11 protein-coding genes are annotated in these 13,177 nt (G+C 34.0%); 5 read left to right on the top strand and 6 right to left on the bottom strand.

The features are described 5' to 3' along the window. The first annotated feature begins 1 nt into the window (after position 1). Complete coding sequence (gene larC, locus AC6EIZ_RS10735; protein WP_498511141.1) at positions 2-1,234, top strand: nickel pincer cofactor biosynthesis protein LarC; 1,233 nt, start codon at positions 2-4, stop codon at positions 1,232-1,234. Further along, positions 1,227-2,189 carry a lysylphosphatidylglycerol synthase transmembrane domain-containing protein gene (locus AC6EIZ_RS10740; RefSeq protein ID WP_498511143.1) on the top strand — a complete coding sequence of 321 codons (963 nt, stop codon included), beginning with the start codon at positions 1,227-1,229 and terminating at the stop codon, positions 2,187-2,189. The genes larC and AC6EIZ_RS10740 overlap by 8 nt, the downstream gene beginning before the upstream one ends. A 6-nt stretch (positions 2,190-2,195) precedes the next feature. On the opposite strand, the gene AC6EIZ_RS10745 is transcribed toward AC6EIZ_RS10740, so the two are convergent. From AC6EIZ_RS10745 to AC6EIZ_RS10760, 4 genes are read right to left on the bottom strand one after another with little or no spacing between them, the layout of a single operon-like run. Further along, a complete protein-coding gene (locus AC6EIZ_RS10745; protein ID WP_498511145.1) occupies positions 2,196-3,782 on the bottom strand; it encodes an ABC transporter permease in 1,587 nt (528 codons plus the stop codon). Positions 3,783-3,810: 28 nt separating this feature from the next. After that, a complete protein-coding gene (locus AC6EIZ_RS10750; RefSeq protein ID WP_498511147.1) occupies positions 3,811-4,866 on the bottom strand; it encodes a CobW family GTP-binding protein in 1,056 nt (351 codons plus the stop codon). A gap of 25 nt (positions 4,867-4,891) precedes the next feature. After that, entirely contained in the window at positions 4,892-5,179 is a 288-nt protein-coding gene (locus AC6EIZ_RS10755) for a 4a-hydroxytetrahydrobiopterin dehydratase (RefSeq protein ID WP_498511149.1), read from the bottom strand. A 24-nt stretch (positions 5,180-5,203) separates the two neighbouring features. After that, on the bottom strand, positions 5,204-5,659 hold the full coding sequence (locus AC6EIZ_RS10760; protein ID WP_498511151.1) for a secondary thiamine-phosphate synthase enzyme YjbQ: 456 nt from the start codon (positions 5,657-5,659) through the stop codon (positions 5,204-5,206). A 232-nt stretch (positions 5,660-5,891) separates the two neighbouring features. Between AC6EIZ_RS10760 and AC6EIZ_RS10765 the strand changes: the two genes are divergently transcribed. Further along, positions 5,892-7,421: a carboxypeptidase M32 gene (locus AC6EIZ_RS10765; protein ID WP_498511153.1), complete on the top strand. Its 1,530-nt coding sequence runs from the start codon at positions 5,892-5,894 to the stop codon at positions 7,419-7,421. A gap of 127 nt (positions 7,422-7,548) precedes the next feature. After that, entirely contained in the window at positions 7,549-8,136 is a 588-nt protein-coding gene (locus AC6EIZ_RS10770; RefSeq protein ID WP_498511155.1) for an inorganic diphosphatase, read from the top strand. Positions 8,137-8,150: 14 nt separating this feature from the next. Here the strand turns inward: AC6EIZ_RS10770 and hemC are convergent, their stop codons facing one another. Together hemC and rpoD are read right to left on the bottom strand one after the other, a co-directional pair. Next, positions 8,151-9,098, bottom strand: coding sequence for a hydroxymethylbilane synthase (gene hemC, locus AC6EIZ_RS10775; protein WP_498511157.1), 948 nt, complete (start codon positions 9,096-9,098; stop codon positions 8,151-8,153). Between the two features lie 155 nt (positions 9,099-9,253). Continuing rightward, positions 9,254-10,552, bottom strand: coding sequence for an RNA polymerase sigma factor RpoD (gene rpoD / locus AC6EIZ_RS10780; protein ID WP_498511159.1), 1,299 nt, complete (start codon positions 10,550-10,552; stop codon positions 9,254-9,256). A 377-nt stretch (positions 10,553-10,929) separates the two neighbouring features. Here rpoD and priA point away from each other — a divergent pair, with 377 nt between their 5' ends. After that, a complete protein-coding gene (priA, locus tag AC6EIZ_RS10785; protein WP_498511161.1) occupies positions 10,930-13,173 on the top strand; it encodes a replication restart helicase PriA in 2,244 nt (747 codons plus the stop codon). Positions 13,174-13,177 lie beyond the last annotated feature (4 nt).

Genomic DNA, 13,177 nt, shown 5'->3' on the forward strand with positions numbered 1-13,177 from the left:
AATGAAATCCATTTTTATTGATTGTAGTCTTGGAATATCTGGAGATATGCTTGCATCAGCATTATGTGATTTAGGTGTCCCACATTCTATTTTCTTCGATAATTTAGTTAATTTAAATCTAGATAAAAACTATAAGTTAAATTTTAATCAGGGAAATAGTGGAGGAATAAAAGGAATTGTATGTAAAAAAAACGAAATTCAATTTGAAGAATTATCTAGAAGTTTTAAAGATATAAAAAACTTTCTTTTTAATTCAAGCTTGAATGATTATGTAAAAAAGAAATCAATTAGGGTTTTTGAAATTCTTGCAGAAGCAGAAGCGATTGTTCACGGTAATGAAATCTCAAATGTTCATTTTCATGAAATAGGTTCAATTGATTCAATAGTTGATATAGTTAATGTATGCTCGGCTGTTGATTTTTTAAAGCCGAAGAATATTTATTTCACAAATCCACCAACCGGGAAAGGGATGGTATCGACTTCACATGGTCTTCTTCCTGTTCCAGTTCCTACAGTTTTAGAGATAGCGAGGCAAAATAAAATTCAATTAATAATGTTGAAGGATAAATATTTTGGTGAAATCACAACACCTACTGGTATAGCGTTGATGGCAACTTTTATAGATAAAGTTGTTCATCCATATAATATTAATGTTAAAAAGATTGGTATAGGTTTAGGAAGAAAAAATATTTCTCGACCTAATTTTTTACGAGCTTTATTAATAGATGAAAATGAAAATTGTACAGAAAATAACGATAAGCCCTATTCCGAAACTGTTATTTCTCAGGAGGCTTGGATCGATGATTCTACACCTGAAGATATTGCAATCTTAATCGAAAGATTAAGATCAGCAGGAGCTATTGATGTCATTTGTTATTCGGTTGATATGAAAAAAAATAGAAAAGGTGTATGTATAAAATCTATTGTTCAGCCTGGAAATGAATCTTTAATGCGAGAAGTTTGGTTTAATTATAGTTCAACACTAGGATTAAGAGAAAATAAGATTAATCGCTGGATACTTCCAAGACGAATAGGAACACATGAAACTATATTTGGAGAAATTACTTTTAAACAGGCAATTAGGCCAAACGGTCAAATTTCAATAAAAATAGAACATAAAGACTTGACTCAGATAAGCTTAAGAACTGGAATTTCATTAGATGAGATTCGTCGAAGGTTATTTATAGAATTATCAGAATTTTATAAATTAGATGATTGGTCTTTCGATGTTTAATTTAAAGATGCTTCAAAGAAGAGGGAATTTTATTTTTGGAATGATCTCTAAAATTAATATCAAACTTTTTATAACATTAATTTGTTTCGTATTTATTGGAAATTCAATATATGGAAATTTTGATTCTTTATCTAATGAGGCACTTGCTACTGAAGAGATATTATGGCTATTATTTGGAATCATATTTAGTTTTCTAAGTATAATTTTAAATGCCTATGCATGGAAGTTTTTAATCATTAATATTGGCTATAATAGTATTAAAATTAATGTAGTAAAACTATTTTTATCTACAAATATATATAAATATTTCCCGGGAGGAATATGGCATTTTATCTCTAGATATAATACCTTACGCTTGGAAATTTCAACTGAAAAATCAATTGAATCTATTTTATTAGAACCATTATTAATGTTGGTTGCAGGATTCATTTTTATACCTTTTGCAGGCCTTAATATATTTATTTTTATCCTTAGCTGGTCATCAACTTTAGTCTTTTTACCTGTATTTAGACATTTTATAGTAAGAAAATTGAAGGCAATGAAGTCAAGTATTTTTAATGATAATGATCATTTTAATGACAGGTCTTTAAAAGAAAATAATCAAAATATTTCAAGAAGGATGTCATATCCTTATAAGCCACTATTTGTGGAGATTATATTTATTTTCTTTCGTTTCCTGGGTTTTTTATGTTGTTTAAATGCATTTTCTATCGGTTCACTAATTTCTCAAGGTGAATTAATATCTTCATTTTCTTTGGCATGGATAATTGGTCTTATAGTGCCGGCAGCACCTGGAGGTTTAGGTGTCTTTGAATCTGTAATTCTATTTGGTCTTGGTTCACGTATGCCTGAAGCACCACTTTTGGCTGCATTGCTATGCTATCGACTGGTTTCAACAATCTCTGATATATGCGCAGCTTTGATTTATCCAGTAAAAAAATTATTTAAAGTTTAAAATTTATTAGTTCTTTCTATTATTTAAGCTTGGTATTAAGGCCGAAGATGCTATTAAACCAAGAAAAATTATTATCAACGATGGCAAGATAGATTCTGCGACTCTTTCATCTCCTGCATATTGGAAAATTCGTACTGAAAGAGTATCAAAATCAAATGGTCTTAATATAAAAGTGAGCGGTAATTCCTTTATAGTGTCAACAAAAACTAGAAGTGCTCCTACTAACATCGGTCCTTTGAGAATTGGTAAGTGTATTTTGAAAAGGACTCCTAGCCAGTTCTCCCCAAGATTTATAGCTGCATTATCTATATTTGGTGATATCCTCTCAAGGCCAGCATCAAGACCACCTTTTGAAACAGCTAGGAATCTAATGCTATAACCCCATATGAGTAAACTTAATATGTTTATTTGCCAGATACTTCCTTTAAATGAAAGAAGAGCAAGTGCTAAAACTGATCCAGGTATTGCATAGCCTATGCTGGATAAAAAGGTCAATATATTAAGCCATTTATGATTTTGCCATCTCTTAGAAATTGATAAAATCAATGCTACAAAGATCGTAATTAATGAAACAGCTAAAGCCAAGCTGAAGCTTCTAATAGTTAAGCCAATTAAATCAGTATTTAGTCCCTGATTCATTTGGTCAATATTTACTATTGCCCATGTAATTGGAATGCCCAATGTAAATGCTGGAGGAGTAAAAGTTATAACTTTGGCAAGGAATAGATTAATACCTTTTAATTCCCATTTGGCTGAGTCTCCACTACTTATTTCGTTTGTCCAACGCTTACTTCTTTCTCTTGATTTGCGTTCAATTGCTACTAATAGAAATACTAAAATCAGAGCAAATAAAGCAAGTGCAATGGCACCTGAAGGCTCGCCCTCCTCTACCCAACTCTCAAGTATTCCAGCTGAAATACTTGGAATATTTAAAAGTTGAACGGCACCTAACTCGTTTATTATTTCCATCGCCATTAAAGCTAAACCAGCAGTAATTGAGGGGATTGCAATTGGCAGAGATATTTTAAAAAAACTTTTCCAAGGACCAATTCCAAGAGTTCTGCATGCCTCAAGTTGTTTCCTACAACCATTCTCAAAGCTTTCTGAACTTAGTAGAAATACATATGGGTATGTTGTGAATGCCATTATTACTACGCCCCAGAACATACCAGTAATTCTTATGGAATTTATGCTTCCAAGGTCAATAAATGTAGCTGCTAAGAGATAAGCTGGAGTCGCGAAAGGAATCAGTTGGCAAACTCTAAGTATTTTTCTACCTTTGAAATTGCAATTGGCTAAAATCCAACCGTTTGCTATTCCTAAAAATCCTCCCAGAGTTAGTGAAAAAATCAATAATAAGATTGTTCCTTTTATTTCATTAAGATTGTCTATCGTTAAAAAAATAGAACCTTTTTGAACACCGTTTAAGCCCTCTCCAATGAGATTAAATAAAGGCCATAAAACAGAAAATGTTAATAGTATTACTATAAACTTCAGTATAAAACGACTGTTATCAAAGGAAATTAGGTGAAAAATAAATGTATTATTTTTTTCCTTTTTATTTGATTTTGAAATGGATTTGAAATTGTTCAATTTATTCTTGAAATTTGGTGTTTTGTGATTATTTTTCAATACATTCATTTAATTGAGAGAGCATTATCTCTTTATCTAATTCTTTTCCAATAAAGACAAGTTGATTATTTCTTTCCTCTCCCCAATCACTATCTTCAATTGAAATTCTTTTGCCCGCAAGGTGAAATAAATGTCTTCTTTCGCTTTCACTAAACCAGAGGATACCTTTGGCTCTGAATACATTACTTTTTAATTGATTATCTAAAAAATATTGAAATTTCCGAAGAGAGAAAGGTTGCTTGGTTTGAAAAGCAACTGAAATAAAGTCTTCGATTTTGTTTTCATCTTCATTTGAGTGATCATGTTTATGAGAGTGATCATGTTTATGAGAGTGATCATGTTTATGAGAGTGATCATGTTCATTTGAGTGATCATGCTCTGATTCACTTTGGTTTATTAGATCGGTTTCAAATAGACCAACACTTAATAATAGGTTTAGAGGAATATTACCTTTAATACTTTTTAAAATTCTGATATCATTTTTTATTTTTTTTAACTTAGTTATAGTATTTTCAACATGTTCTTTACTTACTAAATCACATTTGTTTAGAAGTAAAATATCACCATATATTATTTGTGATCTTCCTATTGAACTCTCCAATGCTACGTCATTAAAATTCTCAGCATCTACTAATGTGATAATTGAGTCTAATCTTGTTTTGTCTCTTAATTCACTTCCAAGTAATGTCATCGCAACTGGAAGTGGATCTGCTAATCCTGTTGTTTCAATAATTATATAATCGATTTTTTTATTTACATTAATTAACTTTTCTATTGCTTCAACTAACTCACCATTTATAGAACAACAAATGCATCCATTTGTTAGTTCTATCATTTCTTCTTCTGTTTTAATTATTAACTCATTATCGATTCCTATTTCACCAAATTCATTGACTAATACAGCTGTTTTTAAACCTTTCTGATTAGTAAGTATATGATTTAATAAAGTGGTTTTACCTGATCCTAAGAATCCAGATATAATTGTAATCGGAATATTAGATTTAGAATTGATATTTTCTTTAATATTGGATTGACTTTTGATCATTTATTTAGAAGAAGATAATAATTAACTATGGATTGATTAATTTATCAATAGATTCAGCAAGTTTTATGTCATTATTAGTAATTCCACCCTTGTCATGAGTAGTTAATTCAATTTTAACTTTATTGTATGTATTTTGCCAATTTGGATGATGGTCCATTTTTTCAGATAAAAGAGCGACCTTAGTCATAAAGCCAAAAGCATCAATGAAATTATCAAATTTAAATTCCTTTTTTATGGTTTTATTGTCTACCGTCCAAGAAGGGTATTTTTCTTTAAAGTAATTTAGTTGAGTTTTTTCTATTAAGGAAACCATGAGTTTTTCATATCTATTGTTAATTTAATCAAAATCACCAATTGCATGCAATTGCAAACACCTTGTTTTATTTGACGTTCTATGTTCCCAAATATATATGGCTTGCCACAAGCCTATTGCTATTTGCCCCTCAACGACACTAAAGCTTAAATTATTTGAAGTAAGCATTGTTTTTATATGAGCAGGCATATCGTCCAAGCCTTCCTCTGAATGAAGATATTCTATTTTTCTACTACTTCCATCAATTGGGTAAAAATCCTTTTCTGGGACAATAGCTTGCATGTAATTTGATAAATCTTTAAGAACATTAATATCCGCATTTTCATTAATAATTAAACTACAGCTTGTATGTTTTAGAAAGATGAGAAGTATTCCTTTTCTAAGCTTATTATTTTGGATCCAACGATTAATATCTTTTGTTATGTCAGTAAAACCTTTTCCGTTTGTCTCAAAATCTATAGTTGATAAAATCTGTTCCATTCTAATTAAACCATTAAACCTTGTCTTTATTTAATTCTAGCAGCTTGTTCCTTTTCTATTAAAGCAAAAACTCTTGAATAAGATCTTATGAAAAAAAGTATATCCTTTTTGATTTTTAAATAATGAATAATTTAATTAAGAACTTATGATTTAAATTATTTTAAATTGATCAAATATGGAGCTATTTTCATTAATTTGATATTAGAATTATACAAATATCAAATGGAATACGTTGTCAAAGTCTGCATGGCAGCTTTTGGGTGATTACCTAAAAGAGACGCAGTTATTGGGATCTATACAAAGCACTCTTTACTGGGACCAAAATACATCTATGCCTATTGCTGGTTCCACTTGGAGAGGCGAGCAATTAAGTCTTTTAGCTAAGCAACTTCATGCAAGGCAAAGTTCTGAACAGTTCGATATCTTAATAAAAGAAGCAAAATCTGAACTTCAAAATTTAAAAGAGAAAGACGATTTTGAATCAGAACTTATGGCAGATAGGTTGAAAAATATTGAGTTGCTTGAGCAAGATTTCAATAGACAAAAAAGATTGGATCCTAAGTTGGTTGCTGCGCTTGCGACAGCAAAGTCTGAAGGTTATATGTGTTGGCAGGAAGCTAGAAAAAATAATGACTTTAAAAGCTTTTGTCCATCCCTCAAGAAATTAATTTCATTACGAACAGAACAATCCAATCAGCTCTGTGAAGAAAGAAGTTGCTGGGAGACACTTGCACAGCCTTTTGAACCGAACTTAACGATTAATCGTGTAAGCGAACTATTTGAACCTTTAAAAAAAAGATTGCCAGAATTGATTCAGAAGGCTGCAACAATAACTAATAAAAAGAGTGAAAAATGGGATTTAACAAATAGCGATCAAGAAAAGCTCTGTCAAATACTTTTAAATGATTGGTCTAGGGATCCTTCTAATACTGCTATAGCTAAGTCACCTCATCCATTTTCAATAACTTTAGGTCCAGATGATTATCGAATTACGACTCGAATAGTTAAAGGTCAGCCACTTTCTTGCTTATTAGCTACTGCTCATGAGTGGGGACATTCTCTGTATGAACAAGGCTTGCCTTCAGAAAGTCACCAATGGTTTGCATGGCCATTAGGTCAAGCAACTTCTATGGCTGTTCATGAAAGTCAATCTCTATTTTGGGAAAATAGAATTGCTAGAAGCTTTTCATTCGCAAAGTCTTTTTGGCATCATTTTGAGAATGCAGGAGCTCCAATTCATTCTGGAAATGATTTATGGATCAATCTAAATAAATTTACTCCCGGGTTGAATCGAGTAGAGGCCGATGAACTTAGTTATGGCTTACACATAATGATTAGGACTGATCTGGAAATTGATCTTCTAGAGAGAGGGCTTTCTGTAGAAGATCTGCCTAATGAATGGAATAAAAGGTATTTGAACCTTCTGGGTGTTTCGCCAGAAAATGATACTGAAGGATGCTTGCAAGATGTTCACTGGAGTGAGGGGATGTTTGGTTATTTCCCTTCTTATTTGCTTGGTCATCTGATTAGCGCCCAATTAACAAAAAAACTTGAAGAAGATTTAGGAAAAATTGAAAATATTATTGAAGCTAATGAAATCAGTAAAATATTGGGTTGGCTTCGCAAAAATGTTCATCATCATGGGAGAAGTTTGGATTCCGAGGAACTTGTTGAGAAGGTCACTGGGGCAAAATTATCACCAAATTATTTTCTTGAATACTTAGACAATAAACTTGAAAAGCTTTCTTTAATCTCTAATTAAAAGATACATTTATTAGGCTAAAAATTAAGTAAAGCATATTTCTTGTTGAAATTTTTCTAAATTATTTGCCAAAATTTTATTCTCATTTACTGCGTTGATTTACCATAGAAGAGCTTAAAAAAATACTATGGCTAACCTTGACCAAGCACCTAGCAGAACAATGCCTAATCTGCTTCATGTCTTACCTGCGTTTGCCAATGAATCTGAACATAGAGTCAACACAATCGTTGAGTTGAATTCGAATACAATAAATAAATACGAGCTTATTACTGAAACAGGGCATCTCAAGCTTGATCGAGTTGGATATTCTTCCCTCGCCTACCCTTTCGCTTATGGATGTCTTCCACGTACATGGGATGAAGACGGCGATCCATTGGATATCGAAATTGTGAATGTTACAGAGCCGTTAGTACCCGGTTCAATTGTTGAAGCAAGGATTATAGGAATAATGACCTTTGATGATGGAGGTGAAGTTGACGACAAAGTTATTGGCGTAATAGCCGATGATAAGAGGATGGATCACATAAAAAGCTTTGAACAATTAGGAGAGCATTGGATTAAGGAAACAACTTATTATTGGGAGCATTATAAGGATCTTAAAAAACCAGGAACTTGTACTGTAAATGGTTTCTTTGGTATTGAAAAAGCAGTTGAGATTATCAAATCTTGCGAGAAGCGTTACTTATCTGAGATTGATCCTAATTTAATTAATTAAACTTTCTGAATGATTTAGGCTCTTGCAGACTTGAAAATCTCTTCTAATATTTCACCTGCACCACGGCCTTTTAATTCATTGGCTAAATCTATTCCTATTTCCTCTGCAGAGCTTACTGATCCTTTTTTTATATCTCTAATTAATCTTTTACCATCTAAACTTGCAACCATTCCTTCAAGAATTAATTCATCGTTGTTAATTTCAGTTCTAACGCCTATTGGAACTTGACATCCTCCTTCAAGCTCTCTGAGGAAAGACCTTTCTGCTAAACATCTTTTAGATGTTGATTCGTGTTCAAGTGTTTTTAAAATATCTAGCACCTCTCGTTGACCACTTACACATTCAATACCAAGAGCCCCCTGCCCCACCGCATGGAGTGAAATATCTGTTGGAATCAACTGATGTATTCGATTAGCAAAACCAAGCCTTTGCAATCCAGCAGCTGCCAAGATAAGACAGTCATATTCTCCTGAGTCAAGCTTTTCTAATCGCGTAATAACATTTCCTCGTACATCTTTGAAAACAAGATGTGGATAATGGTATCGCAATTGAGCAAGCCTTCTTAAGGAACTAGTCCCCACTACAGAACCTTCTGGCAGAGTCTCTAGTTTGTAAATTTGATTTTTCTCATTAACAACTAACGCGTCTGACGGATCCTCCCTTTCTGTTATGCAGCCAAGAATTAATCCCTCTGGAAGATTGGTAGGTAAATCTTTCAATGAGTGGACCGCAATTTCGGCATGACCAACAAGCATTTGAGCTTCAAGTTCTTTAGTGAAAAGACCTTTATCTCCTATTTTTGCTAATGCCACATCCAGTATTTTGTCACCCTGCGTAGCCATTGCTTCGATACTGATAGAGAGATCAGGATGGGCTTTTTGTAGTTCATCTCGTACCCAGTTCGTTTGAACCATGGCCAGCTGGCTTCGGCGAGAGGCGATGCGCAGTTGGTCTAGTGTCATTAGCAAATATTTTCTATTTCATTACCTTAAGCAGTCAACCATACCAAATTAAAATTCTTGGAAAATAATTTAATAAGGTTGATGTGAAAAGAAATCTATTTTTTAAACAATTTTTCTATTTGTAGGTAGGAAAAGTAAAGATTATATTTTATTTTTTAATTAAGCTTGATATATTCTTTAAGTACACCGTTTCTATTTGGATGACGGAGTTTTCTGAGAGCCTTAGCCTCTATTTGTCTAATCCGCTCTCTCGTTACATCAAAAATCTGTCCAATTTCTTCAAGGGTTTTCATCCTTCCATCGTCTAAGCCGTAACGTAGTCTTAAAACATCTCTCTCCCTAGGACTTAATGTAGCGAGAACACCCTCCAAATCCTCTCTCAATAAGGTTTTCGCCACATCTTGTTCAGGATTTTCTATATCCGCTTCAATAAAGTCTCCAAGCCTAGAATCTTCTTCTTTACCAATAGGAGTTTCAAGAGAAATGGGGAGCTGAGCACTTTTTGCAATGAATCTCAGTTTCTCAATCGTCATTTCCATACTTTCAGCTATTTCTTCCTCGGTTGGTTTCCTTCCAAACTCTTGACTTAAAACCTTAGTGGTTTTCTTGATCCTAGAAATTGTTTCGTATAAATGGACAGGCAAACGAATTGTTCTGCTTTGATCTGCAATTGCTCTAGTGATAGCCTGCCTAATCCACCAAGTAGCGTAAGTTGAGAATTTATATCCTTTCTCATGATCAAATTTTTCAGCCGCACGAATGAGGCCAAGACTTCCTTCTTGGATGAGATCTTGAAAAGATAAGCCTCTATTCATATATTTCTTGGCAATTGAAACTACTAATCGGAGATTCGATTGCACCATTTTTTCTTTTGCTCGCCTACCAAGCATCAACCGCCTGCGGAAGCGAGTTAATGGCATTTCGGCAAGAGCTGCCCATTCTTTCACTGATGGGAAATGCCCATTCTCACTTTCAAATTGCGCAGCTTCTTCCTCTAATTGAAGAAGATCAGCTATTTTTCTTGCTAGTTCAATTTCTTCGTCTGGCCTGAGAAGTCTTATGCGACCAATTTCTTGTAGGTAAACTCTAATAGAGTCTTCTGTGTAAACTCCTTTTGGTCCTATCTTGATACTTGCTAAAGCTTTCGCTGCTGCTTCTTGAGCACTAGATAGCATAGAGGCATTATCGTCATCGTCTAAATCGATATCTGCTTCAGTGACTTTATTCTCTTCAGCAATTAATTTATCGGCCTCTAGATCTAAATCAAGTTTTAGATCATTTGAAGATTCTTGAGGAAGAGTTTGAGTTTCTTTAGTCACGTTTAATTTGGCGGCAGTTTTTTTAATTTTTTTGGAATTGCTTATGGTTTTTTGATTAATAGACATGTTTTTAGAATTCTTCTTTCCCTTTGAAGTGATTTTTTCGATGGTTTTTTGGTCAGTTGCAGATCTCATGTTATTAACCGAAAAAAATGACCGGAATCTCCTAGTGAAAATATTTCAGGAAAAACTATTCAATTTGTAGAATTTAACAAAAACACTCTAATTTGACATTGTCCTTAACCGTGATGAATCTTGCGAAAAATCACATGATATCAATAAGGACTTAAAAAATATTAAAGGTGTTTTGTTGAGGAATGTAAATCAATGTGTAAGCAAGTATGTCAGGGGATTTCTCAGACCGGCATACCTCAGAATAGGATTGTTCCTCTTCTTGGTAAAGCTTCTAGTCTTCCCTCTGGGTGGAATCTTGCATGTTCCACAACAGCTTTAAAGCTGTTAACAATCCAATGGTAGAAAAATTTTCCCAAGTCGGCAAGTACTAAAACTATATGAATGCTTTTATATTTGATATTTGGTTGCATGTTGGTCGTGAAGGACGATGTTTTTCTTATCAAGATGGAAATCATTTAAATATAGATTTAGGCGATGTCGTGACAGTGCGTCTAAAAGGGCGACTCATGCAAGGATTGGTTGTCAACAAGAGGGATAGAAGCGGAACTAATGCAAAGGAAAATTCAAATAATATTTCATTGAATAATGTAGAAACATTAGTTCAAAAAAGAGCTATAAAAAAAGAATGGAGAGAGTGGTTAGAAGAAATTTCCCATGAGTTATATGTATCTGATTTTCAGATGCTTAAGACCGCTTTACCTCCAGGTTGGTTGGGAAGATCAAAAATATCGAATAGGCCCAAAAAGCTTTGGTGGGTAAAATTGTCTAGTGAAAAGTATGAGGCAAATCTATCTGCTAGACAGAGAGAGTTAAAGGAAAATCTTCTTTTGAATGGAGGAGGAAAATGGCAAAAAGATTTGGAGGCCGAGGGCTTCACTTCTGTATTTATTAGAAAATTTGTTTCTATTGGTTGCGGAGGAAGAGAAAAACGTCCTTTTCTTTTAGATCCTTTTATTGATAAAAAATCTAATGAAAAAAAGATTTTCAAGAATGAGGACCCTCAACCTTTAACGCCAGAACAAAAGTTGGCTAAAGGAAAATATGAGTCTCTTCAAAATGGATCCATTCTTTTACTGTGGGGTGTTACTGGATCTGGCAAGACGGAGGTATACCTACAAATTGTAGCACTTGAGTTGTCTGAGAGTAGACATTGTCTGGTACTTACGCCGGAGATTGGACTAATACCACAATTAGTCGATCGCTTTCGAAGGAGATTTGGATCAAATGTTTTTGAATATCACAGTAATTGTTCTGTTAAAGAAAAAATTGATATATGGAAGAGATCTTTAGAGACAACAACACCTAGTATTTTCATTGGAACTCGCTCAGCTATTTTCCTTCCCTTATCCAACTTGGGATTGATAGTACTTGATGAGGAACATGACAGCTCTTATAAACAAGAATCTCCTATGCCTTGCTACCATGCAAGAGATTTGGCAATTCATAGAGCAAAAAAAATAGGAGCTAAAGTAATACTTGGAACAGCAACTCCATCTTTAAATATTTGGAAAAATATAGAACCCAATGGCAAAATTGTTGTTGCAAAATTAAACCGACGGATTTCAAATCGTAAATTACCAACTGTTAGTATTGTAGACATGCGTGCTGAATTAGCTACCGGAAATAGAAGCTTAATTAGTAGATACCTAAAGAAACAGCTTATTGATATAAAAGAGAGTAAAAATCAAGCTATCATTTTAGTACCTAGACGTGGATATAGTAGTTTTTTGAGTTGCCGTAGTTGTGGAGAAGTCGTTCAATGTCCACATTGCGACGTTGCACTAACTGTACATCGTTCCAAAGAGGGAAATCAATGGCTACGTTGTCATTGGTGTGATTTTCGTTCGAAAATTAATGATAAATGTGGAGAATGTGGCTCCAATGCTTTTAAACCATTTGGAACGGGAACGCAACGCGTTATGGACCATTTAGAGCGAGAATTGGAGGGTATAAGCTTATTAAGGTTTGATAAGGATACAACTAGAGGCCGTGACGGTCATAGATTGTTGCTAGAAAGATTTGCTAATGGTGACGCCGATATTTTAGTAGGTACTCAAATGCTCTCTAAGGGCATGGATCTACCAAAAGTTACTCTGGCTGTTGTCCTGGCAGCAGATGGATTATTGCATCGTCCTGATTTAATGGCGACAGAAGAAACTCTTCAATTATTTATGCAATTAGCTGGTCGTGCAGGAAGAGGTGATCAACCTGGGAAGGTTGTAGTGCAAACTTATTGTCCTGATCACCCAGTGATTCTTCATTTGCTTGATGGGAGGTACGAAGAGTTTCTTAAGAAAGAGGAAAAGACGAGAAAAGAAGCTGCGATGGTTCCATATCGTCGAGCCTGTTTACTACGGTTCTCGGGCGAATCTTCAGAGTTAACATCAAATGGAGCGTTTCACGTCTCATCAAAAATTAGGAACGTTTGCAGTGAAAAAGGCTGGAAATTGGTCGGCCCAGCCCCTTCATTGACTGAGAAGGTTGCAGGTAAATACCGTTGGCAACTTCTTTTGTACGGTCCTGAATTAAGCCAAATTCCTCTCCCCTATGGATCTGAATTATGGAAAGATTTACCAAAAGGAGTCACCCTTTCTATTGATCCTGATCCTCTGAAACTATAATTTT

The organism is Prochlorococcus sp. G4PB16 (assembly GCF_059772465.1).